At 43.7% G+C, this 24171-nt stretch carries 24 protein-coding genes; 12 read left to right on the top strand and 12 right to left on the bottom strand.

Features of this window, described 5'->3' with window-relative positions:
• Window positions 1-52 precede the first annotated feature (52 nt).
• Window positions 53-907, bottom strand: a complete 855-nt coding sequence (gene djlA, locus QWZ07_RS24280; RefSeq protein ID WP_012603164.1) for a co-chaperone DjlA — start codon at window positions 905-907, stop codon at window positions 53-55.
• Window positions 908-1056: 149 nt separating this feature from the next.
• Between djlA and lptD the strand changes: the two genes are divergently transcribed.
• The 6 genes from lptD to QWZ07_RS24250 all read left to right on the top strand — a co-directional run bounded on the left by lptD (window position 1057) and on the right by QWZ07_RS24250 (window position 7815).
• On the top strand, window positions 1057-3390 hold the full coding sequence (lptD, locus tag QWZ07_RS24275) for an LPS assembly protein LptD (protein ID WP_192854141.1): 2334 nt from the start codon (window positions 1057-1059) through the stop codon (window positions 3388-3390).
• 43 nt (window positions 3391-3433) lie between these two features.
• A complete protein-coding gene (gene surA, locus QWZ07_RS24270; protein WP_192854140.1) occupies window positions 3434-4729 on the top strand; it encodes a peptidylprolyl isomerase SurA in 1296 nt (431 codons plus the stop codon).
• A complete protein-coding gene (pdxA, locus tag QWZ07_RS24265; protein ID WP_192854139.1) occupies window positions 4719-5708 on the top strand; it encodes a 4-hydroxythreonine-4-phosphate dehydrogenase PdxA in 990 nt (329 codons plus the stop codon). Before surA ends, pdxA begins: the two co-directional genes overlap by 11 nt.
• Complete coding sequence (gene rsmA, locus QWZ07_RS24260) at window positions 5705-6520, top strand: 16S rRNA (adenine(1518)-N(6)/adenine(1519)-N(6))-dimethyltransferase RsmA (RefSeq protein WP_009847826.1); 816 nt, start codon at window positions 5705-5707, stop codon at window positions 6518-6520. Before pdxA ends, rsmA begins: the two co-directional genes overlap by 4 nt.
• A gap of 81 nt (window positions 6521-6601) precedes the next feature.
• On the top strand, window positions 6602-6982 hold the full coding sequence (apaG, locus tag QWZ07_RS24255) for a Co2+/Mg2+ efflux facilitator ApaG/CorD (protein WP_009847827.1): 381 nt from the start codon (window positions 6602-6604) through the stop codon (window positions 6980-6982).
• 29 nt (window positions 6983-7011) lie between these two features.
• Window positions 7012-7815 (top strand): symmetrical bis(5'-nucleosyl)-tetraphosphatase, encoded by an 804-nt coding sequence (locus QWZ07_RS24250; protein ID WP_192854138.1) that lies wholly within the window; start codon window positions 7012-7014, stop codon window positions 7813-7815.
• A 57-nt stretch (window positions 7816-7872) separates the two neighbouring features.
• On the opposite strand, the gene folA is transcribed toward QWZ07_RS24250, so the two are convergent.
• From folA to rplU, 6 genes are all read right to left on the bottom strand, one after another.
• Entirely contained in the window at window positions 7873-8352 is a 480-nt protein-coding gene (gene folA / locus QWZ07_RS24245; protein WP_102306640.1) for a type 3 dihydrofolate reductase, read from the bottom strand.
• A gap of 64 nt (window positions 8353-8416) precedes the next feature.
• A complete protein-coding gene (locus tag QWZ07_RS24240; protein WP_065113131.1) occupies window positions 8417-8890 on the bottom strand; it encodes a threonine/serine exporter family protein in 474 nt (157 codons plus the stop codon).
• Complete coding sequence (locus tag QWZ07_RS24235; RefSeq protein WP_017109334.1) at window positions 8890-9657, bottom strand: threonine/serine exporter family protein; 768 nt, start codon at window positions 9655-9657, stop codon at window positions 8890-8892. The genes QWZ07_RS24240 and QWZ07_RS24235 overlap by 1 nt, the downstream gene beginning before the upstream one ends.
• A 330-nt stretch (window positions 9658-9987) precedes the next feature.
• On the bottom strand, window positions 9988-11160 hold the full coding sequence (cgtA, locus tag QWZ07_RS24230) for an Obg family GTPase CgtA (protein WP_009847831.1): 1173 nt from the start codon (window positions 11158-11160) through the stop codon (window positions 9988-9990).
• Window positions 11161-11482: 322 nt separating this feature from the next.
• A complete protein-coding gene (rpmA, locus tag QWZ07_RS24225; RefSeq protein ID WP_004735905.1) occupies window positions 11483-11740 on the bottom strand; it encodes a 50S ribosomal protein L27 in 258 nt (85 codons plus the stop codon).
• 19 nt (window positions 11741-11759) lie between these two features.
• Window positions 11760-12071: a 50S ribosomal protein L21 gene (rplU, locus tag QWZ07_RS24220; RefSeq protein ID WP_004740823.1), complete on the bottom strand. Its 312-nt coding sequence runs from the start codon at window positions 12069-12071 to the stop codon at window positions 11760-11762.
• Between the two features lie 268 nt (window positions 12072-12339).
• On the opposite strand from rplU, the gene ispB reads away from it, so the two are divergent.
• Window positions 12340-13311 (top strand): octaprenyl diphosphate synthase, encoded by a 972-nt coding sequence (ispB, locus tag QWZ07_RS24215; RefSeq protein WP_102281921.1) that lies wholly within the window; start codon window positions 12340-12342, stop codon window positions 13309-13311.
• A 100-nt stretch (window positions 13312-13411) separates the two neighbouring features.
• Here ispB and tnpA read toward each other — a convergent pair whose 3' ends face one another.
• The 3 genes from tnpA to mdh form a co-directional block, all read right to left on the bottom strand.
• Window positions 13412-13849: an IS200/IS605 family transposase gene (gene tnpA / locus QWZ07_RS24210; RefSeq protein ID WP_192854767.1), complete on the bottom strand. Its 438-nt coding sequence runs from the start codon at window positions 13847-13849 to the stop codon at window positions 13412-13414.
• Between the two features lie 172 nt (window positions 13850-14021).
• Complete coding sequence (locus tag QWZ07_RS24205) at window positions 14022-14213, bottom strand: hypothetical protein (RefSeq protein ID WP_009847833.1); 192 nt, start codon at window positions 14211-14213, stop codon at window positions 14022-14024.
• A 129-nt stretch (window positions 14214-14342) separates the two neighbouring features.
• Window positions 14343-15278 carry a malate dehydrogenase gene (mdh, locus tag QWZ07_RS24200; RefSeq protein ID WP_192854103.1) on the bottom strand — a complete coding sequence of 312 codons (936 nt, stop codon included), beginning with the start codon at window positions 15276-15278 and terminating at the stop codon, window positions 14343-14345.
• Window positions 15279-15610: 332 nt separating this feature from the next.
• Here mdh and argR point away from each other — a divergent pair, with 332 nt between their 5' ends.
• The 4 genes from argR to QWZ07_RS24180 all read left to right on the top strand — a co-directional run bounded on the left by argR (window position 15611) and on the right by QWZ07_RS24180 (window position 20769).
• A complete protein-coding gene (gene argR, locus QWZ07_RS24195) occupies window positions 15611-16081 on the top strand; it encodes a transcriptional regulator ArgR (protein ID WP_004735909.1) in 471 nt (156 codons plus the stop codon).
• A gap of 342 nt (window positions 16082-16423) precedes the next feature.
• On the top strand, window positions 16424-17392 hold the full coding sequence (locus QWZ07_RS24190; RefSeq protein WP_017078819.1) for a TAXI family TRAP transporter solute-binding subunit: 969 nt from the start codon (window positions 16424-16426) through the stop codon (window positions 17390-17392).
• Window positions 17393-17647: 255 nt separating this feature from the next.
• On the top strand, window positions 17648-20227 hold the full coding sequence (locus QWZ07_RS24185; protein WP_065606654.1) for a TRAP transporter permease: 2580 nt from the start codon (window positions 17648-17650) through the stop codon (window positions 20225-20227).
• 104 nt (window positions 20228-20331) lie between these two features.
• On the top strand, window positions 20332-20769 hold the full coding sequence (locus QWZ07_RS24180; RefSeq protein ID WP_029223337.1) for a universal stress protein: 438 nt from the start codon (window positions 20332-20334) through the stop codon (window positions 20767-20769).
• Window positions 20770-20886: 117 nt separating this feature from the next.
• Here the strand turns inward: QWZ07_RS24180 and QWZ07_RS24175 are convergent, their stop codons facing one another.
• Both QWZ07_RS24175 and rluA read right to left on the bottom strand, forming a co-directional pair.
• Complete coding sequence (locus QWZ07_RS24175) at window positions 20887-21849, bottom strand: D-2-hydroxyacid dehydrogenase (protein WP_192854102.1); 963 nt, start codon at window positions 21847-21849, stop codon at window positions 20887-20889.
• A gap of 34 nt (window positions 21850-21883) precedes the next feature.
• A complete protein-coding gene (gene rluA, locus QWZ07_RS24170) occupies window positions 21884-22618 on the bottom strand; it encodes a bifunctional tRNA pseudouridine(32) synthase/23S rRNA pseudouridine(746) synthase RluA (RefSeq protein WP_192854101.1) in 735 nt (244 codons plus the stop codon).
• A 158-nt stretch (window positions 22619-22776) separates the two neighbouring features.
• Here rluA and QWZ07_RS24165 point away from each other — a divergent pair, with 158 nt between their 5' ends.
• Window positions 22777-24048: an NRAMP family divalent metal transporter gene (locus QWZ07_RS24165; protein ID WP_102327024.1), complete on the top strand. Its 1272-nt coding sequence runs from the start codon at window positions 22777-22779 to the stop codon at window positions 24046-24048.
• Window positions 24049-24171 lie beyond the last annotated feature (123 nt).

The raw sequence follows: 24171 nt of genomic DNA, 5'->3' as shown, positions 1-24171 counted from the left end.
TCCCTTTAATAAAAACCGAATCATTTAATAGTATGACTCGGTCTATGTTCGATTACTTAAAACCTTTGACCTTCTTTATTAGGTCATAAGCATTTTGAATTTCTTGCGATTTCTCTTTCGCGACATTCATCATTTCTGGTGGCAAACCCTTCGCCATCAGTTTATCTGGGTGATGTTCATTCATCAGTTTACGGTAGGCTTTCTTCACCTCTTTACCATCAGCACTTTCACTCACACCAAGAACCTTATATGCGTCACCAAGTTGGTTCTGTTGTGAAGCCTGTTGCCAACCTGATGACTGCCCGTGACCTTGATGACCACCAAAGCTTCCACCCTGCTGTTGAAAACGGAATGCAGCCTCTTGCATCTGTAAACGGCGCTCTAGCTGTTCTGCAGAAAATCCAAGCCCTTGCGCTATCTTGTGAAGAACCTGACGCTCACTTGGGTGTAGGCTTCCATCGGCAAACGCGGCAGATACCTGTAGCTCTAAAAAGAACTGCAGGAGATCAAAACGGCCACCCGATGAGATCTTCACACGCTCAAGCACATCGCTTAACGGGAAGTCACTTTCTTTGCCATCACGAAACGCATCTTGCGCCGCTTTACGTTGCTCGCCATGCAGGTTCATACGCTCCATCATTGTAGAAGCGAGCTGAATCTCTTCAGGTGTTACCTGGCCTTTGGCTTTAGCAACATGTCCCATAACCGCAAAAGCCGCTTTAAAGAACTCGTTTTGCCTTTCTGCTTGGCTTGGTCCACGACCAAAACCAGAACTATTGAACCCCGATTGGTTTAAACGTCGAGCCTTATCAAATTGATGCCCCAAAAATAGGCCAAAAACTAAACCAAGCGGACCTCCAAATAAAAAGCCAAAAAAAGCGCCCAAAATTTTGCCAAATATTTGCATTATGTGTTCTCTATCTATGAATTTTATCTGAGTAACGCTGTCTGATGATGCTGAATGCTAATATTTCCTTTATCATAAGGAAAATGCTTTATTAATTGGATTGATACTAGATCAACCCTTCATCTAGTGACACAGGATAGTTCAACTTCATGCAATCTTTTTCCCGCACCTTGTTAGCCGCGTCTATAAGTACGGCATTATACGTGTCGACAACTCAAGCTGAAACAATCACCGATAGTAGTGTGCAGGAAATGCCCTCTATAGATCAATGCTTGATCGAACCCGCTGCCGAAAACGAGACACAACTGCCCGCTCATGTGGAATCAGATCGCTTAGAGGCTATCAATGGTGACAAGGCAATATATTCAGGTGATGTAAGAGTTACGCAAGGAAATAAAACCATCCTTGCTGATAATGTAACGCTTCACCAACAAGAAAACATCGTTGTAGCTGAAGGCAACGTAAACTTTAGTGACGGTCAAATTAAGTCTATCTCAGACAAGGCGACCAATAACCTCACTACCGATGAAATGACGCTAGAGAACACCGACTATGAATTTCTTTGCGAACCAGGTCGCGGAGATGCGGTATATATTGCGAAAACAGGCAAGGCGGTTTATGAGATAGAAGATGGCTCGATCACCTCTTGTCCTATTGGTGATAACGCTTGGCGTCTAAGAGCATCAAGCATTGACGTCGATCAAAATGAAGAACAAGCCACCTTTTATAACCCACGTTTTGAAATCCAGAGCGTGCCAGTTTTCTACCTACCTTATTTAACTGTTCCTATTGGCGATACCCGTAAAACCGGTTTTCTTTACCCAACCGTGTCATACGGCTCAAGCGATGGTTTTGAAGCTGAGGTACCTATTTACTGGAACTTAGCGCCAAACTACGACTTGGAAACTACCTTCAAATACATGCAGGAACGCGGTACACAACTCAACAGTAAATTCAGATACTTGAGCGATTTCGGCTCTGGCAGCATTAAATCTGAGTACCTACCCGACGATAAAAAGTTCCAAGAGAAAGGTGACCGTTGGGGCGCTCAACTAGAACACTCTGGTATCTTCCAAGAGTCGTGGTTATTTGAGATTGATTACTCAAAAGTCAGTGATATCGATTACTTCACCGACGTTAGCTCAAGCAGTATCGGTAACCGTGAAGATGGCCAGTTATTACAAGAAGGCCAAGCAACATACCGTTCTCAAAACTGGGATGCATCAGTGCTTGTCCGAGATTTTCAGGTTTTAACTCCAAACAACCAACCTTATCGTCTAATGCCACAGCTAGAGTATAACTACTATGCTCCTGAAGTGATGAAGAACTTAGACTTCGATATGATCAGCCATGTTTCAGTATTCGATACTGATGCGTCAAACAAACCATCTGCGACGCGTGTTCACGTTGAACCTGGCATTACCATCCCTGTAGGTAATACTTGGGGAACTTGGACAACAGAAGCTCGATTGCTTGGTACTTATTATCAGCAAGATCTTGATGGCGTTGATACAGGTAGTGGCTCTGACTATGAAGGACTAGAAGAATCCACCAGTCGTGTTATTCCTGAATTTAGAAGTCACGCTGGCATCGTCCTGGAACGAGATACCACTATTGTGGGTAACTATACACAGACGTTAGAGCCTCAGGTTCAGTATCTTTATGTGCCCGAAGAAGATCAAAGCGAAATTGGTCTTTACGATACAACACTGCTACAAACTGACTACTATGGCCTATTCAGAAGTCGTAAATACAGCGGCGTAGATCGAATTGCTGCAGCAAACCAAGTTAGCTATGGCGCATCATCTCGTTTCTTTGATGATGAATATAAAGAGCGACTTAATATATCCTTTGGTCAAATCTTCTATATTGATAAAGATACCAAACAAAATTTAAATAGCGATGATGCAGATAAAAATTCCAACTACTCTTCTTGGGCTGTTGAGGTCGACTTTAACTACGACGATTACCTTTTTTACCATGGCGGAGTGCAATACGATATTGATACCACTGCGATGCAGCTTGCAAACAGTACGTTAGAATACCGCTTCACTGGTGGTTACGTACAAACTAACTATCGTTATGTAACAGAAGAATACATAAATGAAACTGTAGATTTTGACGTATCATCAATTACAAGAGAGGGTATCTCACAAGCAGGCCTACTTGGTGCCTACCAAATTTCACCGAAATGGAGCACGAGTGCTCAATATTTCTATGACTTAACTACACAAGAAGATCTAGAGTGGTTAGCTCGTTTAAACTACAGATCGGATTGTTGGTACATCGGCTTTACCTATAGTAACCGTTTGACGAACAACATTAGTGATCCAAATATCACACCTGAATATGAAAACAACTTTAGTGTGAACTTCGGTATTGTTGGCTTTGGTACCAATATTGGCTCTGATTCAGGAGCCGTTGGGGAGAGCAGCTCTGATAATTCCTTGAGCTATGGTCGCCCATTCTTCTTAAACAACTAATTTTCTTTATTGATAAACAATCAATAAATTTAAAGGATTACACATGACATTGTGGAAACGCACATTAATTGCTATCGCAGCGACTTGTACTTTATCAACAAGCTTTGCAGCGCCAGTCGAGCTAGACAGCGTAAAAGTTATCGTTAACGAGGGCGTTATCTTGCAAAGCGACATCGATGCTTCGATGAAGACGCTACGTGCAAACGCTAAGAAAAGCGGTCAAACATTGCCATCGCAAGACGTGCTCAATGAGCAAGTGCTCGAAAAACTGATCATCGATACTATTCAAACTCAAGAAGCGGAACGTATTGGCGTTCGTATTGATGATGCTCGACTGGATCAAGCGATTGAAGGCATCGCGAAAGACAACAACCAAACGGTTGAACAACTCACCGCGTCTGTTGCTGAGGAAGGCCTTAGCTACAACGCATTTCGTGAGCAAGTAAGAAAAGAGATTGCAGCAAGTGAAGCTCGCAATGCCTTGGTTCGCCGTCGTATTAATATCCTTCCTGCAGAAGTAGACAACCTAGCGGACATCTTAGCGCAAGAAACCAATGCTACTGTTCAATACAAAATTGGCCACATTCAACTTCGATTCAATGATGACCAAACCAAAGAAGAATTAGAAGCACAAGCGACTGATTTAGTGGAAGAGCTAAACAACGGCAAAGACTTCAGCACCATGGCTTATACTTACTCTAAAGGCCCTAAAGCGCTGCAAGGTGGTGATTGGGGTTGGATGCGTAAAGAAGAGATGCCTACGATTTTTGCAGACCAAATCAAAATGCAGAACAAAGGCAGCATCATCGGTCCTTTCCGAAGTGGTGTTGGCTTCCATATTCTAAAAATTGAAGACGTAAAAGGTTTGGAAACCGTTGCAGTTACCGAAGTAAATGCACGTCATATTTTGATTAAACCAACGGTTATCCTGAGTGATGACGGTGCCAAAGAGCAGCTTGAAGAAATCACGCGTCGCGTAAACGCAGGTGAAGCGAGCTTTGGTGACCTTGCACAGCAATACAGCCAAGACCCAGGTTCAGCTGTTCAAGACGGCGAGTTAGGCTACCAAACACCTGACTTGTACGTACCAGAGTTCAAACACCAAGTAGAAACACTACCTGAAGGTAAAATCAGTGCACCATTCAAAACGGTTCATGGCTGGCACATTGTTGAAGTACTTGATCGCAGAGAAGTAGACCGTACCGATTCAGCTTTAAAGAATAAAGCATACCAAATTCTATTTAACCGTAAGTTCAACGAAGAAGCTGGCGCTTGGCTACAAGAAGTAAGAGCGAGTGCTTTTGTTGAAATGGTTGAGGATGACCAAGATGACAACTAAACGCCTTGTCATTACGGCAGGTGAACCAGCGGGAATTGGGCCAGATTTAACTCTCGCCTTATCCCAAGAAAGCTGGCCACATCAGCTCGTCGTTTGTGCGGATAAAACCCTACTAGCAGAACGAGCTAAAATGTTAGGGATCGAGGTTGAGCTGTTGGATTACGACTCAACAGCGCCTAAGCAACCTCAACGCTCTGGCACGCTGGTAGTCAAACACATTCCACTAGCTGAAGTCGCCGTCGCGGGTCAACTTAATGAAGCGAACGGCCACTACGTATTAAATACATTAGAAACCGCAGCAATTGGCTGTATGAATGATGAATTTGATGCTATTGTCACCGGCCCTGTTCACAAGGGTGTAATTAACCGAGCTGGCGTTGCTTTTAGCGGCCATACCGAGTTCTTTGCAGAGAAGTCCAATACTCCACTTGTCGTGATGATGTTGGCAACAGAAGGGCTGCGTGTTGCTCTCGTAACAACGCACATCCCACTAGCTTATGTATCTCAAGCAGTGACCGAAGATAGATTAGAGCAAATCATTACTATTCTGCATAAAGATTTGGTCGAAAAGTTTGCTATAGAGAAACCAACTATTTACGTTTGTGGATTGAACCCACATGCGGGTGAAGATGGTTGTTTGGGTCGTGAAGAGATAGAAACTATCACCCCTACGCTAGAAAAAATTCGCCAGAAAGATGGTATTAATTTAGTTGGCCCATTGCCAGCAGACACCATCTTTAATGAAAAATATTTGCAAGATGCAGATGCTGTTTTAGGTATGTATCACGACCAAGTACTCCCGGTATTGAAATACAAAGGGTTTGGTCGCTCAGTGAACATCACGCTTGGCTTACCGTTTATTCGCACATCAGTCGATCACGGTACCGCCTTAGACTTGGCAGGGAAAGGCCAAGCCGATACAGGGAGCTTTATAACAGCGCTCACGCACGCCATTGAATTAGTAGAGAAAAAGCAATGAGAAATGATGTCCACTTAGGGCACAAAGCGCGTAAACGTTTTGGTCAAAACTTCCTTAACGATCCATACATTATTGATGGAATCGTATCGAGTATTAACCCACTACCAGGCCAGAACTTAGTCGAAATCGGCCCTGGTCTTGGTGCGATTACTGAGCCTGTTGGCAAGCTTGTCGACAAGTTCACAGTAATTGAACTGGATAGAGATCTTGCTGAACGTCTGCGTAATCACCCTGATCTTGCTGAAAAGTTAACGATCTATGAAGGCGATGCAATGAAGTTCGATTTCGAACAACTTGTTAAGCCAAACAACAAGCTACGTATCTTCGGTAATTTGCCATACAACATCTCGACACCATTGATGTTCCACCTTTTTGAGTTCCATAAAGACGTGCAAGACATGCACTTTATGCTTCAAAAAGAAGTGGTTAACCGATTGGCAGCGGGCCCTGGTACCAAAGCTTACGGTCGTCTAACGGTTATGGCTCAATATTACTGTAAAGTCACTCCTGTGCTAGAAGTGCCACCAACAGCATTTGTTCCGCCACCGAAAGTAGACTCTGCAGTCGTTCGCCTTCAGCCTTATGAAGTACTGCCTTACCCGGCAAAAGATCTTAAGTGGCTGGATCGCGTATGTCGCGAAGGCTTTAACCAGCGTCGCAAAACAGTACGTAACTGCTACAAGAGCCTAATCGACAAGGAAGTGCTTGAAGAGCTAGGTGTAAACCCTGGCATGCGCCCTGAGAACCTGACGCTCGAACAGTTTGTCGATATGGCGAACTGGTTGCACGACAGTCACAACGCTGACAAATAATTGAAAAAGGCTCCTACACTTCGGTGAGGAGCCTATTTTTTATGTAATACTTAAAGCATACCAACAACAAAAGGTGCGAATATGGATATATCTACGCCTTGTATCAAATGCCAAGTTCATTCTAAATATATTGAAGAACAATCTGAGCCATCTAAGAATCGCTACGTTTTCGCTTACATCATTACCATCAAAAATCTAAGTAAAACAACGGTACAACTTATGTCTCGCCGCTGGCTGATCACCGATTCCAACGGTAAACAACTCACCATAGAAGGTGATGGCGTGGTTGGACAGCAACCTGTGATTGAAGCCAATGACGAATACACATACACCAGTGGCACCGTCATCGAAACCCCAGTGGGAGTCATGCAGGGACACTATGTAATGACCGATCATAAAGGCATTGATTTCATAACAGAAGTCGACCCATTTAGACTGGCTATCCCCAATATTCTTAACTAGTACACATCTACCACTTACAGGAAAATGCTGTGTCGAATTATATTGTCGGAGACATCCAAGGATGCTTCGACGAACTTCAGTTACTGCTTGAAACCATCAACTTTGATAAACAACAAGATACGTTATGGATCGCCGGAGACTTAGTTGCTCGTGGCCCTAAATCCTTAGAGACGTTACGTTTTGTTCGTAACCTTGGCGGTTCAGCGAAGGTGGTATTGGGTAACCATGATTTACATCTACTTGCGGTATCCTTAGGCCTCTTTTCAGCCAAACCAAAAGACAAGACTCAACCCATTCTTGATGCTGAAGACCGTGACCAATTGCTGGAATGGTTAAGACAACAACCCTTGATGCAAGAGCACCCAGAGTTTGTCATGACACATGCAGGCATCTCACCTCAATGGGACTTGGAACAAGCACGTACAGAGAACCAAGAAATAACATCGTTGCTCAAATCGGACCGTTGGCAGTGGCTTATCGAGAATATGTACAGCAACACACCGGACCTCTGGAGTAAAGAGTTGCAAGACATAGAGCGCTATCGCTATGCAATCAATAGCTTCACTCGAATGCGCTTTTGCTCTCCCGATGGCCGACTCGACATGGCGTGCAAACTGCCGCCCAATGAAATTACGGATGAACCTTTGATACCCTGGTTTGACCTTTCACAGCGCATTACACTCGAAAAAACCGTGTTGTTTGGGCACTGGGCAGCCTTAGAAGGCTATTCCGGAAAAGATGTGATTGGCTTAGATACGGGATGTGTTTGGGGAGGAGAATTGACGATACTTCGCTGGGAAGATAAAAAGTTTTTCACTCAAGATGCGCTATAGAGATACGAGAAGTTTGCGTTACTGTTACAGTAACGCAAACGTTTTTAACTTCAGAGCTTAACGCTCGAGAATAACAAATTCCATGTTGTGTTTATTCTTCTCATCGGCTTGATAAATTTCACTAAAGCTCTGCTTCCAACCTTCTCCCCAACTAGGGAACTGTGTATCGCCATCAACTTCGAGGTCGATATAAGTCAGGTATAGCTTGTTCGCTTTAGGTAAGCAGCTTTCATAGATAGAACCGCCACCGATGATCATCACTTCATCAACATCACTTACCAGCTCTAGTGCTTTTTCAATCGAAGTTACCGTCGTTACGCCTTCGATTTCTAAACTCTCATCGCGGCTGATTACAACGTTCAACCTCCCCGGTAAAGGACGTCCAATTGAATCGTAAGTCTTACGTCCCATCACGACAGGTTTGCCCATAGTTGAGCGTTTAAACCATGCGAAATCTGCAGGTAAATGCCATGGCATCTGATTATCTTTACCAATTACACGGTTGTTTGCCATTGCCGCTATCATACTGATGATCATAAATAGAAAGTCCTGTCCTTACCTGAAAATGAAATTGAAATTGAAATTGAAATTGAAATTGAAGTTAGACGATAGGTCTACGACGGTAGAATAACAGCCCCGGCACCGCCAAGCCAATCGCTAGCCCCGCGATAATGAACATCGACTTTAAGAAGTTCTCCATCAACATGGCGAGCAACTCTGGGTTATACCCTGCTCTGTTAATTTCTACCATAGCGATCATCGCTTTGAACGCAAAAACTCCTGGTACCATCGGAATCAAAGCGGCGACGGTAAATACCTTTGGGTGCGCCAACAGTTTGTGTGACCAATGAACCCCAATCATCCCGACAATAGTCGCAGCGAAGAACGTTGCCCATTCGATGGGAATGCCGAAATGCATCATTAAGTAACGGCTACCGTGGCCAATGGATCCTCCAAGAGCACAATAGATCAACGCACGTTGTGGCACGTTAAAGACCAGTGCAAAACCGACGGCAGGTATCGCCGCAAAAAACATATCATTCAAAAGGCCGAGCAATAATTCAAAGATAGTCATTAGCTTGCCCACCCCCACACGTCCGAAAGGCTCATAGCCGCAACAATGCCTAAGCTTGTTGCCAACGTTAACAAACTGGCCATGGTGAAGCGGGCTAGCCCCATATTAATATGGCCTTTAAGCATATCCGCAACAGAGTTAATTAAAGGGAAACCGGGTACAAGCATCAGCACAGAAGAAGCCATGACGATAGTGGGTTGGCCACCGATGTTATAAAGAACCGCTTGCGCTGAAATAGTTGTCGTAACAAACGCTGTGATAGCAAAGTTTAATAAGGGATTAAAATGGCGATGACCAATTTCTTGTCTGACGATCATGCCGCAAGCTGATGCGATAAAAGTCATCATGAAGACTTGCCAGTCTCCGCCCGCAAGGTGGCTAAAAGAGGCGCACGACAACCCTATCATCACAACCACTAACCAACGGTTGTAGCGCTCGGGGCTGATGTTTTGAATCTTTTTATACGCCAAATCATAATCGAGAATTCCCTTCTCCATCATGATACAAATGCGTTGAATGTCGGTGATAACCTGCATGTTAATGCCACGATCAGCACAGCTTCGAGTAGTCGTTATGCAATGATCATCCATTACAGTTGTCACGACCAACGCATTGGCTGACAGTGCAACTTCAACCTCATTCACTCCACAAGCAATACCGATGCGGCGCATAATATCACCGACCAGTGTGCTCTCGGCACCGTGTGCCAATAACATTTGTCCTGACTGAGCGACTAACCTTGAGATCGCTCTTTGTTCTGATGCCATGATTTCCTTCCCATTGGCGTTATACCAATCACAGTAAGTAAGTGATCAGAAATAGCGCAGGAAAAAAGCTTGAGAACAAGGCAGAGATTTTCGATAAGTAGTTATTCTACAATCAAAATCTCTAACGCAGTTATCGAGCGTTTTAACAAGCTAGGGTGACCAGTTATTTACTACGATTGGTAATAATTATCTAGAAACAAATTCTGCATTAAAATTCGACAAGACATAATGATTTAGATACAAAAAAACCGCAATTTTCATTGCGGTTTGGTAAAACTATCAGTGTGTTTTAGAAGAAGCGACCAAAGTATTTATAAGAAACTCTGAGACTTAGTCACGAACATAGATAACATGACCGTCATCTTCTTCGTCATCCCAGTCATCCCAATCGTCGTCATCTTCAGTAACAACATTCTTACCGGCCATCGCATCTTTATGGTAGTCATCCCACATAAAGTTAACTTTTTCTTCTTCTTCAATTGCTTCAACTTCACGAGGTAGGTTCTCCATGAACTCACCCAGTTTAAAGCAAAGATCTTTCGTGCCGATCTTGTTTACAGCAGAGATCTTGAAGTACTCGCCTTCCCAACCTAAAGCTTCGACGATTTCTTGAATCTTTTCGTCCGCTTCTTCTTCAGGCATTAGATCAACTTTGTTGAATACTAACCAGCGAGGTTTCTGTGCCACTTTTTCGCTGTATTGCTCTAGCTCGTCAATGATCGTCAGTGCATTCTGAATAGGATCAGAACCATCAATCGGCAAAATATCGATCATGTGTAGAAGAACACGACAACGCTCAAGGTGCTTCAAGAAACGAATACCAAGACCAGCGCCATCAGCTGCACCCTCAATTAGACCTGGGATGTCAGCGACAACGAAGCTCTTTTCAGGGACAACACTCACAACACCTAAGCTAGGGATTAGCGTGGTAAACGGGTAATCAGCAACTTTTGGTTTCGCAGCAGATACTGAGCGAATAAAAGTCGATTTACCAGCGTTTGGCAAGCCAAGCATACCAACATCCGCTAATAGAAGAAGCTCTAAACGCAGTTCGCGAACTTCACCTTTAGTACCCATTGTCTTTTGACGAGGAGCACGGTTAACAGACGACTTAAAACGCGTATTACCAAGACCGTGCCAACCACCTTTACCAACCATGACTTTCTTGCCATGTTCAGCAACTTCAGCAACGATTTCATTAGTGTGGATATCAACAGCACGAGTACCTACAGGTACTTTCATGGTCATATCTTTACCACGTTTACCAGTACAGTTACCACCGCGGCCATTTTCGCCACGCTCTGCATTGTAAAAACGTTGGAAACGGTAATCGATCAGTGTGTTTAAGTTTTCATCCGCTTGAATGTAAACATCACCACCATCACCGCCATCACCGCCGTCAGGACCACCTTTAGCGACGAATTTTTCGCGCCAAAAGCTTACTGTACCATTACCGCCATCACCGGCTTCTATTTTTACTGATGCTTCATCAACGAATTTCATTTTTTAACTCCGCACTTACGTTGCGTTACCACTCATCAAGGAGTGATATAAATTCTAGCAGATCCGTGTTTAGATCGATCACCTAAGATCTAGATCGATCTGCAACCAAGGAACAAATAAGGAGAGGTTCTTTGCTTTCTGTTTCTTAAAAAACAAACGGCTTCTTAAAACTAAACTGTTTATCAAAAACCCAACTGCTTCTCAAACTAAAGCCAGAGCGTCTACTTTTTTATTCTCGCTATAAATAAAAAACCCTGCCGAATCGGCAGGGCTTTTGAATTCAGCTTGAAAGCTAGTATAAATAATCTAATAAAAGATTAAATTACTCAGCTTCGATGCTTACAAACTTACGGTTTTTAGGACCTTTTACTGCAAATTTCACTTTACCTTCAGTAAGAGCGAAAAGAGTATGGTCTTTACCGATGCCAACGTTTGTGCCAGCGTGGAACTTAGTACCACGTTGACGAACGATGATGTTACCTGCAAGAACAGATTCACCACCAAAACGCTTAACACCAAGACGTTTGCTTTCTGAATCGCGGCCGTTATTAGTAGAACCGCCAGCTTTTTTATGTGCCATTGTTAAACTCTCCTAATACTTAAGCGTTAATGCCAGTGATTTTCACTTCTGTGAACCACTGACGGTGACCAGCTTGCTTACGCGAGTGCTTACGACGACGGAACTTAACGATTTTTACTTTATCGCCACGACCGTGTTGTACTACTTCTGCAGTAACCTTGCCACCTTCAACAAGAGGTGCACCAACAGCGATTTCTTCGCCGTTAGCAACAAGAAGAACTTTATCAAATTCTACAGTTGCACCAGTTTCAACGTCTAATTTCTCTAAACGAAGTGTTTGACCTTCGCTTACTCGGTGTTGTTTGCCACCAGATTGGAAAACAGCGTACATATTTTACTCCGCTTTTTCCGCACAGCCTATGGTTGTTAATTCTACAACTCGGGTGTGCGCTAAACTAATCAATAGGGCGCAGATTCTACGGGAATCATGCCGCTATGACAAGCCATATTTTTAAAATATTGGCGAAAACATGTTCGCCAAAGAAAAGTGCGGCAATGATGCCTTTAAGTGATGTATTAATCAACGTTTTTTAGTGTATTATTCAACAATTAAATACAACGTATAAGCCTTACAGGGTCTAACTTCAGCCGGATGAACAATGGATTTTAAAGCTATCCAAACGCTTACTGCCAATGATATGGCAAAAGTGAATGAAACAATTCAAGCCCAACTTAATTCTGACGTAAGTTTAATCAACCAGCTTGGTTTTTATATCGTTAGCGGTGGTGGCAAACGCCTACGCCCTTTGCTTGCTCTTTTATCAGCTCGCGCACTCGGTTACCAAGGAGAGGCTCATATAACCTCAGCCGCGTTTATTGAGTTTATCCACACAGCAACACTGCTTCATGACGATGTTGTCGACGAATCAGACATGCGACGTGGCAAAGCTACAGCGAATGCGGCTTTTGGTAATGCAGCCAGCGTTTTGGTTGGTGATTTTATCTACACCCGCTCATTCCAGATGATGACGACGCTGGGATCTTTAAGGATCCTTGAGCTAATGAGCGAATCAGTAAACGTGATTGCCGAGGGTGAAGTTCAACAATTGATGAACTGTAATAACCCAGACACCACAGAAGAAAGCTACATGCAGGTGATCTATTCAAAGACCGCTCGTTTGTTTGAAGCCGCAACCCAAATTGGCGCGATTCTTACAGAGTCTTCACCTGAAATCGAAACGGCGATGCAAAACTACGGTAAGTACCTAGGCACTGCATTCCAGCTTATTGATGATGTGATGGACTACACCGCTGATGGTAAAGAGATGGGTAAAAATGTTGGTGATGACCTAGCAGAAGGCAAACCGACGTTACCGTTGCTTTACGCAATGCATCATGGCTCGCCAGACCAAGCGAGCATGATTCGTGAAGCGATTGAAAAAGCCAATGGTATGGAACGTCTCGACGACATTATGTCTGTAATGAAAGAGACAGGCTCGTTAGAGTACACGACCAATAAAGCCTATGAAGAAGCTGATAAAGCCATTGCTGAGCTTTCTATTCTTCCTGATTCAGAATATAAGCAAGCTTTAACTACACTAGCTCACCTTGCAGTAAAACGTAGCAAGTAAATAGAAGCTAAGTAGTAAGTAGACTGCTATATAAAAAAATATCCGCCTTCTTAGAAGGCGGTTTTGCTTTATAACCCCCTAAAAGGGGGCGTCCGCGCTATCAGTTCTTCAATAACTGTAATTGTTGTTCATACTCTATGTCCTGCTTATCTTGGTGTCGTACATATCGCCGAATGACTTCTTCATTCACACCGACCGTATCTACAAAATACCCTCTAGCCCAAAAGTGATTTCCCCATAATTTCTTACGTATATGTGGGAATCTATTGAAAAGTCGAATTGCTGTTCGGCCTTTTAAAACTCCTAACAAACTCGATACTGATAACTTGGGAGGAATAATGACAACAAGATGAACATGATCTGGTTGAACATTTAATTCTAAAACTTCGCAGTCTTTCATATTGCACAAAATATAGATTGAACGATAAAGCTCCTTTCCTACCTTATCTTTCAAAATCTTATATCTGTACTTTGGAGTCCAAACTATATGGTATTTGCAACGCCAATAGACATGTGATGAACTTCTGTAATCGCCCATGTGGTTGTTTCCTCTTACTTGTGGTGAATAAGAGGTTACTTCTAACATGGGCACTTCTTCAGGCTATAGCCTCAAGGAACAATCACCACCGCCCTAGGCGGTGGTTTTGAGGAGCCAATAAAAAAGAGCCGGTTGGCTCTTTTTTTGATCCTGCTAGATATTATTATGGATTTTAATATCGACTCGACTCTAAAGATAAAGGTAATTGCGCCTCGATCTCTTCTAGTTCTTCCAATGGAACCGCATATTGCTTATGACTGTTGTAAGACTCAAACAAAGCGAACTGTTCTTGTTCATCGATAACCAATATCTTACCCAAGCGGCCTAGATAGTTAACATTCATTCCTTTTTGTACTCTAGTCATCGTTCAATACCCTAATTCTTGGTGGTTAGAAAAAGATTACGATCGAGTTGAATACAAGGATCAAAAAAGCCGATCACAATGATCGGCTTTCGTTAACTGTCTTTTTAGCAGAGTTCAGTTATCTATCGCTTATTTAGCGAATTCAACACCAATCTCAATATCGCCATTTAGCGTTTCTAGCATGCTGTCTAGTGCGTTGCGTTCGAAGTCGCTCAGTTCACCGTAGCTAAGGATCGCTTCTGCGCCCTCTTTGCCAAGTTTAACTGGTTGTGCGAAGAATGGTGCGTGCTCGCCTTCACCTTCAACGTATGCACACTCAATCACGTTCTCTTCGCCTTGAAGTGCTTTCACTAGAGCAAGACCGAAACGACAAGCCGCTTGACCCATAGATAGAGTCGCACTACCGCCACCCGCTTTAGCTTCTACTACTTCAGTACCCGCGTTTTGGATGCGAGTTGTTAGCGCTGCGATTTCTTCGTCAGTAAACTCAACACCTTCAACTTGAGAAAGAAGAGGAAGGATCGTTACACCAGAGTGACCGCCGATAACAGGAACGCGAACATCGCCTGGATCTTTATCTTTTAGCTCAGCAACGAACGTTTCAGAACGAATGACATCAAGAGTCGTAATACCGAATAAACGACGCTTGTCGTAAACGCCCGCTTTCTTAAGTACTTCAGCAGCGATTGGCACTGTTGTGTTTACTGGGTTTGTAATGATACCAACACAAGCAGTAGGACAAGTAACAGCAATTTTTTCAGCTAGAGACTTAACAATGCCAGCATTCACATTGAAAAGATCCGCACGATCCATACCAGGTTTACGAGCAACACCCGCAGAAATAAGCACAACATCCGCACCTTCAAGTGCTGGAGTTGGATCTTCACCCGCGTAACCTTTGATCGAAACAGGCGTTGGGATATGGCTAAGATCGGCAGCAACACCCGGAGTTACCGGAGCGATGTCGTAAAGTGCAAGATCTGAACCAACAGGTAGGCGGTTCTTTAGTAGTAGGGCTAGGGCTTGACCGATGCCACCAGCGGCACCAATAACAGCTACTTTCATTGTTATTCTCCTTGAGAGATTTCTCTTATAGATTCTTTGTAGAGTAATTCTTGAGCTAAATTTAAGTTAAAAAACTATATTAATCACAAAGTGATTACAATCAATTAACGCCAGCTTTGCGACTTCGCGCAAGTCAATAAAACCGTGCCACACAGCGAGTTGGCATTATGGGGATAATCATCTGAAATAACAAAATAAGTCGTCACTAATAACACATTATTCTATTAAATTTTTACAGTGATATGACTAACAAATTACCGTGATATTTTGGCTAAGATTGAATATGTATGCGAGAATATGCAGATATCTTTATTAATGAATAAGAATGACATATGCGCAATACAGAAAAACAAGACAACTTAGTTCGTGCTTTTAAATCATTATTAAAAGAAGAACGTTTTGGTTCGCAAGGCGAGATTGTCGATGCACTCAAACATGAAGGTTTTGAAAGCATCAACCAATCTAAAGTTTCGCGTATGTTAACTAAGTTTGGCGCTGTTCGAACGCGCAATGCAAAAATGGAGATGGTTTACTGTCTTCCAGCTGAACTTGGCGTCCCGACAGTTTCAAGCTCTTTAAGAGAGTTGGTGCTAGACATTGACCACAACAATGCATTAGTTGTGATACACACTGGCCCTGGTGCTGCGCAGCTTATTGCCCGCTTATTGGATTCATTAGGTAAGTCAGAAGGCATACTGGGCGTAGTCGCAGGCGATGACACTATCTTTATTACTCCAACCTTGTCCGTGACCACTAAGCAACTGTTTGACTCAGTGTGCGAACTGTTTGAATACGCTGGATAATTGTCATAGTTTCATAACCATCACAGCTACTAATGGATCACGAACATCTATTCGCTTCGTGATCCAAATCACATCCTAAGATATCCATCCCCTCCTCTATTAAAACCCACTAAACCATTGATTTTAAAAAACTCAATAGCAAATTAAACACGAGATCTAACCGTCATTTGTTAGATTTTTTAGCTATATCTTTTAACATTTGAGTAATTTTCTGCCAATTTTTGATATTATTCAGCCACTTTTTCATCACATGGATTGAAAAAGGTGCCGTTTCCAAATAGGAAACTCCAGAAACGACTACAATTGTTTCAGGGTTAATAATGAATAAAGGAAGGGAAATTCATGGCATTTACCAAACTTATTAAAGTTGGGGCTATTGCAGCTGCTGTAATGGGCGCTGGCGCAGTTAACGCTCAAGAGTTCATCACAATTGGTACTGGTTCAGTAACGGGTGTTTACTACCCAACTGGTGGTGCTATTTGTAAGCTAGTGAACAAAGGCCGCAAAGACCACAACATTCGTTGTTCTGTCGAGTCTACTGGTGGTTCAATCTACAACGTTAATACCATCCGTGCTGGTGAACTAGATTTCGGTGTTGTTCAATCGGATTGGCAATACCACGGCTACAACGGTACAAGTAAGTTCAAAGATCAGGGCGAATACAAGAAACTTCGCGCTATGTTCTCTCTACATACAGAACCGTTCAACATCATCGCTCGTACCGATGCTGGCATCAACAATGTGTCTGACCTAGCTGGTAAGCGTGTAAACATTGGGAATCCAGGCTCTGGTGACCGTGCAACGATGGGTGTTGTAATGGACGCTATGGGCTGGACTAACGATAGCTTCAAGCTTGCTTCTGAACTAAAAGGTTCTGAGCGTTCACAAGCACTTTGTGATAACAAGATTGATGCATTCATCTACATGGTTGGTCACCCGAACGGTTCAATCAAAGAAGCAACGACTTCTTGTGATGCAAAACTGGTTTCAGCAACAGGTCCACAGATCGACAAAATCGTAGCTGAAAACCCATACTACGCATACAGCACAGTTCCAGCTGGTATGTACCGTGGTACAGACGCTGACGTAAACAGCTTCGGTGTTGCTGCAACTATGGTAACAACGTCTGACGTTTCTGATGAAGTAGCATACAACGTTGCTAAAGCAGTATTTGAAAACTTCGCTACATTCAAACGCCTGCACCCAGCATTTGCGAACCTGAAGAAAGAAGACATGGTTAAAGCGGGTATCTCAATCCCTCTTCACCCTGGCGCAGTAAAATACTACAAAGAAGTAGGCCTTCTAAAGTAACTCTACTTTAAGCCTACTCTACCAATAAGGAGGCGTGTCCTCCTTATTGGCTTTTCACGTTTTATAAAAATAACCCAAGTGAAAAGAGACAAACCTTTAAGTTTCTCCAATTTGGCGAACTTACCTTCGTATCAAGCCTAAGACAAAGACGAACAAAAAACGCATTTCCCTATCGATTCACTACACTAGATAGGAGATAAATAACGTCTCGTTGTTCGTAAGAAAGGCAGACCATCAATAATAAGGATAAAGTACATGACGCAGACAACATCACCGTCTCCAGATGTGCAAGAAATGGTGGCACAATCAGACACTGGTGCGCGTAGCCCTCGCGGTATCCAAGGCCGTATTTTATGGTTTGTGCCTCTATGTTGGTCATTGTTCCAACTTTGGTATGCTTCTCCGCTGCCGTTCATTTTTAACTTCGCAATTTTAAACGACACTGAAGCTCGAGCAATTCATCTTACGTTTGCCATCTTCCTAGCCTTTACCGCTTACCCAGCCATGAAAAATTCACCTCGGGATAGAATTCCTGCGGTCGACTGGATATTAGCGCTGGTTGGTAGCTTTTCAGCTTCGTATATCTATATTTTCTATACTCAACTAGCTGAACGTTCAGGCGCACCAACAACATTCGATATTGTTGCTGCTGTATTTGGTATGGTTCTACTGCTTGAAGCAACACGACGCGCTTTAGGTCCACCTCTTATGGTTGTGGCAGCAGTATTCCTACTTTACACCTTTGGCGGCCCTCATATGCCAGACGTGATTGCCCATAAAGGTGCGAGCCTTAATAAGGCAATGTCACATCTATGGCTAACCACAGAAGGTGTATTCGGTGTTGCTCTTGGCGTATCAACGTCATTCGTATTCTTGTTTGTACTGTTTGGTGCAATGCTAGAGCGTGCAGGCGCAGGTGCTTACTTCATCAAAGTAGCATTCTCCTTGCTTGGCCACATGAAAGGCGGCCCAGCAAAAGCAGCCGTTGTTGCATCTGGCCTATCCGGTCTAGTGTCTGGTTCATCTATTGCTAACGTGGTTACCACGGGTACTTTCACAATCCCTCTAATGAAAAGAGTCGGATTCTCAGGTGAAAAAGCCGGTGCTGTAGAAGTAGCCGCTTCAACCAATGGTCAGTTAACCCCACCAATCATGGGTGCTGCTGCATTCTTGATGGTTGAATATGTGGGCATCTCGTACGTAGAAGTGATTAAAGCGGCGCTATTGCCTGCTCTTATTTCTTACATCGCCCTGATTTACATTGTTCACTTAGAAGCATGTAAAGCTGGCATGACAGGCCTACCTCGTCGTCACACACCAACTATCGTACAAAGTCTACTGTCTTTCACTGGTACCATTCTTGGACTATGTGTCATCAGTGCTGCGGTTTACTACGGTGTCGGTTGGACAAAAGATGTCTTTGGCGATGCAGCAACCCCAATTGTTACCGTTGCTCTATTGATCGCTTATGTAGCCTTGGTTCGAGTTTCAGCAAAATATGCGGCTGAAGGCGGTATGGACATTGATGCTGAGCTAACAGAAGTGCCAGATCCAGGCCCAACCATTAAGTCTGGTTTACATTTCCTATTGCCTATCGTGGTTCTTGTTTGGTGTCTGACTGTAGAGCGATTCTCTCCAGGTCTTTCTGCCTTCTGGGCAACGGTATTCATGATCTTCATTTTGATCACGCAGCGTCCTTTGATGACTCTGATGAACAAATCGGACGATCTTGCAGAGCAAACCAAAGCGGGTTTCGTTGACCTATTAGAAAGCTTGGTTTCAGGCGCACGTAACATGATCGGTATCGGTGTAGCAACAGCTGCAGCAGGTACGGTTGTAGGTGTGGTAACTCTGACGGGTATCGGCTTGGTAATGACGGACTTCGTTGAATTTATCTCTGGCGGTAGCATCATTCTTATGTTGCTATTCACTGCGGTAATCAGCTTAATCCTAGGCATGGGCTTACCAACAACGGCAAACTACATCGTTGTATCAACGCTGATGGCTCCGGTAATTGTTACCTTAGGCGCGGCGCATGGCCTAATCATCCCTCTGATTGCGGTTCACTTGTTCGTGTTCTACTTCGGTATTTTAGCCGATGATACGCCTCCAGTTGGTTTGGCAGCCTTTGCGGCCGCCGCGATTGCAAAATCAGACCCGATTCGAACCGGTATTCAAGGCTTTACCTACGATATCCGAACAGCAATATTGCCATTCATGTTCATTTTCAATACTCAACTACTATTGATGGGCATTGATTCTTGGTGGCATCTATTCCTCACTATTTTCTCTTCTGTAACTGCGGTACTTATCTTTGCTGCTGCAACACAAGGTTGGTGGTTTACCAAGAACAAGTGGTGGGAAACGATCCTATTATTGGTTCTAACTTTCTCTTTCTTCCGCCCAGGCTTCTGGTGGGACATGATTTATCCAGAGAAAGTTCTTTCACCTGGAGTTGAGATCGCTCAAATCACAGAAGGTCTATCTGTGGGACAATCTCTTGAGTTAAGAGTGGGTGGCGAAAACTTAGAAGGTGACTATTCTGAGAAGACGGTTCGCCTTCCGTTTGAAGATTCTGCGACAACAAGTGAAGACCGCATTGCTTCAATGGGCTTAATGCTGACGAAATCTGAAGGCAAGATGATTGTCGACATGGTTGAATTCGGTAGCCCAGCAGAAGCGGCTGGCATTGACTTTGATTGGGAAATTAAATCAGTTATCCAAGACGCAGAAAGACCAATGAAAGAGTGGGTATTCTTACCATCCCTACTGATTCTAATTGGCTTAGCGATGAACCAAAGAAGGCGTGCTCGTAAGGATGAGATTAGCGCGTAATGGATAGAGCCAAGTAGTGCTCAACTCTATTTGGCTTTATTACATGGAAAGGATAATCACAGCGCTTGGTCAATACTAAGCGCTGATAAAAAAGAGAAAAACACATGTATAAACAAATCCTTGTTCCTGTTGATCTTAACGACAAAGGCTTTTCTGACAAAGCTGTTGAATTAGCGGTATGGCACGCAAAGCACAGTAATGCTGAAATCCACATCTTGAACGTATTGCCGGGCATTCACATGTCGATGGTTGCATCTTACTTCCCGAAAGATGCCGCGAATCAAATGAAGCTTGATGTGAAAAATCAGCTAAAAGAGTTTGCTGACAAATACATCGACGATGAAGTGGTTTATAAGGTTCACGTTGCTGAAGGTAAAACCTACACAACGATTCTAGATTACGCAGAAAAGCTTGGGGCAGACCTGATTGTGATGCCTAGTCATAAGCGCTCGAAAATCGACAAAGTGGTACTGGGTTCAGTGGCGAGTAAAGTCGTACAGAATTCACCAATCAATGTATTGGTAGTTAAGCCGCAAGGCTAATGGCTTCTAGCTTCTAGCTTCTAGCTAAGTCGAATTGAAGAAAAAACATCAAAAAAGGTTGGCCCAAAGCCAACCTTTTTTCTTTCTGGAACTTAGTCTACAACCGCTTACTGTGAATTAACCGACGATATTCTGCGGCTTCCCATCAGCAAACCTATCAATGTTATCCATCAGAATATCTGAAAGCTTTTGAATTGAGCTATCACTGCCCCACGCTACGTGTGGTGTTAATAATAGATTCGGTAAGTGACTATTCGCCAATAACGGATTCGACGTATCTGCGGGTTCTTGTGTGAACACATCGATGCCCGCACCAGCAATATCATGATTTATCAATGCTTCGACTAAGGCTTGCTCATCGACTAACCCACCGCGGCCAGCATTGATTAACACCGCACTTGGTTTCATCATAGTTAGCTCTCGCTCCGAAATCAGATTTCGGGTCGCTTCGGTCAACGGGCAATGTAAGCTGATCGCATCTGCTTGCTGCAACACAGTCTCAAAAGGTAGATACCCTTTTCGACAAGAATCTACCCCTTTGCGCTCAGCAAAGATGACGTTCATACCAATCGCTTTTGCTAATATTGCTGTCGCTTGTCCTAAGCCACCACTACCTATTAAACCTAATGTACTGCCTGCAACATCTTGAATCGGATGAGTAAAGAAGCAGAATTGTTTGTCCTTTTGCCACTCGCCAGCCTCGATATCTTGATGATAACCAACGAGGTTTCGCTTAAGCGTAAACAGCATCGCGATAACATGTTCAGGTACCGATTGAGTCGCGTAGCCTTGCACGTTTGTCACCGCTATGTTGTTACTCTTACAGTAGCCAACATCGACATTGTTCACACCCGTTGCTGAAACAGCTATCAGCTTAAGTTGTTGTGCTTGAGCTAAATTATCAGCGTTGAGCACAACCTTATTGGTGATAACCACATCGGCGCCTTCAATTCGTTCAGACACTTGCTCCGGCGAAGTGAAATCATACTCAACCCATTGATGTTCAAAGCTAAGAGGTTTTAAATGTATTTGAGATGGGATGGTGGCTCTGTCGAGAAAGACCACTTTCAACTTCGGCATTGTACGTCCTTGAATTTATGTCAATTGAGTCATTCTAAGCTTTTAGCTTACTGTAGTCTGGAAGCTCTGGCGCAATTTCAAAGTGCTGTTCGATTTGTGGCAATGCTTGAGGATAAAACTCGCATGGCACGAAAGCTTTGAATAGTTGGTTGTTAGCTGGATGATAAAAACTCAGTTCACATGCGTGTAAAGCTAACCTATCGCTATAATTAAACGCCTCTGGTGTTGCATAGAACTCGTCGCCCACAATTGGATTCCCTAGTTCCATGCAGTGAACACGCAACTGATGAGAGCGGCCTGTAATGGGCAGCAATTTCAATAATGTCGTTTGAGGCTCTTGTTGCTCCACAATATATCGAGTCTGTGATGGTTTACCCTCGTCAAAACAGACTTTCTGCCTAGGGCGATTTGGCCAATCACAAATAAGCGGCAGATCAATCAAACCTTCAGCTTCTCCTACTGAACCCCATACTCGCGCGTAATAGAGTTTGTGTGTCAGTCGATATTGGAATTGCTTCTTAAGATGGCGCTCAGCCTGCTTATGCTTAGCCAATAGCATCAAGCCTGATGTCGACATATCCAACCGATGCACAACCTGAATCTCCGGAAAATCCACAACCAACCGACTCCACATACTGTCGTAGTGCTCTGACAGTCTCCCCGGTACCGAAAGTAGGCCTGCTGGCTTGTTCACCACAAGAATATCATCATCTTGATAGACAATATCAGTCCACGGTTCACGTGGTGGTGTGTACTGTTCTAACGCCATTAGAGCCTCTTAATTACTGGTTAATAAATAATTCACGGTCAATTCGTTTATTAATAAATACAATTTTCAACATTTTTGTACATAAAAGTTGACGAAGTTACGAAACATGGTATTGATAAGGTAACGGAAAATAAGAGCTAAGCCTCAAAGGAAAAACGATGGAAAGTACGGCTAAAACCACCACAACACCAACCTCCGCACCACTTTCAAGCCTGATTAAATCTCTTGGCCCAGGAATCATGATGGCCGCTGCTGCGGTCGGTGGATCTCACTTAGTCGCTTCAACGAAAGCTGGCGCTATTTATGGTTGGCAACTAGCCGCACTGATTCTCTTAGTTAACGTATTTAAGTACCCATTCTTTAGAGCCGGCATCCAATATACCCTTGGTACTGGGCAAAGCTTGGTGGAAGGATATTCTAACCTTGGCCGACCTTACCTTGTTATCTTTTCGATACTAAGTGCGATTTCCGCCGTGGTAAACACCGCAGCCTTACTGCTATTCAGTGCAAGCTTACTGAGTTACTTTATTCCTTTTGATTTAGCCACCAGCACGCTGTGCATGATCGTTTTAGCGACGTGCTTGATCATTCTATTCGCTGGCCATTATCGCGCGCTCGATACGCTGTCCAAAGCGATCATGGCGATCCTAACCATCACAACCTTGGCTGCCGTCGCCATTGCTATCGGCTCTCCAGTTGAACCTGATGCGGCTTTTGTTCCGCCATCACCTTGGTCATTGGCAGCCATTGGCTTTATCGTTGTCACTATGGGTTGGATGCCTGCGCCTATCGAGATTTCAAGCATCACCTCTATGTGGCTAAAAAGCCAAAAAGAGAAGCAAGAGGTGACCGCTCAGTCTGCACTGTTCGATTTCAACGTAGGCTACATTGGTACGGCACTGCTTGCTTTGGTATTCGTTGCTTTAGGTGCACTGGTACTTCACGGAACAGGCGTTGAACTGTCTCGCTCTGGTGTTGGCTTCACCCATCAATTGGTCGGCATCTACGCTTCTACGATTGGTGAATGGTCTCGCCCACTGATCGCTCTTATCGCCTTCTTCTGTATCTTTGGCAGTACTATTACCGTTATCGATGGTTACTCACGCGTGCTTGCCGAATCACAGCGCCTGTTATTGAAAAAAGAATCGAGCCCAAGAATGCTGCAAGGCTGGATCATCATTGTCTCTATCGCTGCATTGGCGATTGTGATGTTCTTCAGTGCAGCACTGATGCCAATGCTTGATTTTGCAATGGTGCTTGCCTTTGCTACTACGCCATTCTTCGCATTGCTCAACTTCATCTTAGTAAGCAAAACTAAGCTTCCTGAAGCGCTGGCGATTGGCACTAAGCTAAAATGGTTGTCTGTGGCGGGTCTGGTTTACCTATTTGGCTTCTTAGCTCTGTTCGTTTGGTGGAAATGGTTGATGTAATCTGCTCTCCAAATTCTTAGCCAAACTGTTAACCACGCTCTTAACCAAACTCTTAACCAAACTCTTAACCAAGTTATAGATACAAATAAGGCCTTCATGATGAAGGCCTTATTTCGTTAAAGC

The organism is Vibrio lentus (genome assembly GCF_030409755.1).
Classification (GTDB): Bacteria; Pseudomonadota; Gammaproteobacteria; order Enterobacterales; family Vibrionaceae; genus Vibrio; species Vibrio lentus.
The sequence above is the reverse complement of the archived record's forward strand: the minus strand, read 5'-3'. Positions and strand labels throughout refer to the sequence as shown.

Coding starts and splice junctions, on each gene's coding strand:
- rsmA (WP_009847826.1), top strand. CDS start 5,705: ATGAGAAATGATGTCCACTTAGGGCACAAAGCGCGTAAACGTTTTGGT.
- lptD (WP_192854141.1), top strand. CDS start 1,057: ATGCAATCTTTTTCCCGCACCTTGTTAGCCGCGTCTATAAGTACGGCA.
- pdxA (WP_192854139.1), top strand. CDS start 4,719: ATGACAACTAAACGCCTTGTCATTACGGCAGGTGAACCAGCGGGAATT.
- QWZ07_RS24165 (WP_102327024.1), top strand. CDS start 22,777: ATGGAAAGTACGGCTAAAACCACCACAACACCAACCTCCGCACCACTT.
- cgtA (WP_009847831.1), bottom strand. CDS start 11,160: ATGAAATTCGTTGATGAAGCATCAGTAAAAATAGAAGCCGGTGATGGC.
- mdh (WP_192854103.1), bottom strand. CDS start 15,278: ATGAAAGTAGCTGTTATTGGTGCCGCTGGTGGCATCGGTCAAGCCCTA.
- apaG (WP_009847827.1), top strand. CDS start 6,602: ATGGATATATCTACGCCTTGTATCAAATGCCAAGTTCATTCTAAATAT.
- QWZ07_RS24235 (WP_017109334.1), bottom strand. CDS start 9,657: ATGGCATCAGAACAAAGAGCGATCTCAAGGTTAGTCGCTCAGTCAGGA.
- rluA (WP_192854101.1), bottom strand. CDS start 22,618: ATGGCGTTAGAACAGTACACACCACCACGTGAACCGTGGACTGATATT.
- QWZ07_RS24175 (WP_192854102.1), bottom strand. CDS start 21,849: ATGCCGAAGTTGAAAGTGGTCTTTCTCGACAGAGCCACCATCCCATCT.
- argR (WP_004735909.1), top strand. CDS start 15,611: ATGCGCAATACAGAAAAACAAGACAACTTAGTTCGTGCTTTTAAATCA.
- QWZ07_RS24240 (WP_065113131.1), bottom strand. CDS start 8,890: ATGACTATCTTTGAATTATTGCTCGGCCTTTTGAATGATATGTTTTTT.
- QWZ07_RS24180 (WP_029223337.1), top strand. CDS start 20,332: ATGTATAAACAAATCCTTGTTCCTGTTGATCTTAACGACAAAGGCTTT.
- QWZ07_RS24190 (WP_017078819.1), top strand. CDS start 16,424: ATGGCATTTACCAAACTTATTAAAGTTGGGGCTATTGCAGCTGCTGTA.
- djlA (WP_012603164.1), bottom strand. CDS start 907: ATGCAAATATTTGGCAAAATTTTGGGCGCTTTTTTTGGCTTTTTATTT.
- folA (WP_102306640.1), bottom strand. CDS start 8,352: ATGATCATCAGTATGATAGCGGCAATGGCAAACAACCGTGTAATTGGT.
- ispB (WP_102281921.1), top strand. CDS start 12,340: ATGGATTTTAAAGCTATCCAAACGCTTACTGCCAATGATATGGCAAAA.
- tnpA (WP_192854767.1), bottom strand. CDS start 13,849: ATGGGCGATTACAGAAGTTCATCACATGTCTATTGGCGTTGCAAATAC.
- QWZ07_RS24185 (WP_065606654.1), top strand. CDS start 17,648: ATGACGCAGACAACATCACCGTCTCCAGATGTGCAAGAAATGGTGGCA.
- rpmA (WP_004735905.1), bottom strand. CDS start 11,740: ATGGCACATAAAAAAGCTGGCGGTTCTACTAATAACGGCCGCGATTCA.
- rplU (WP_004740823.1), bottom strand. CDS start 12,071: ATGTACGCTGTTTTCCAATCTGGTGGCAAACAACACCGAGTAAGCGAA.
- surA (WP_192854140.1), top strand. CDS start 3,434: ATGACATTGTGGAAACGCACATTAATTGCTATCGCAGCGACTTGTACT.
- QWZ07_RS24205 (WP_009847833.1), bottom strand. CDS start 14,213: ATGACTAGAGTACAAAAAGGAATGAATGTTAACTATCTAGGCCGCTTG.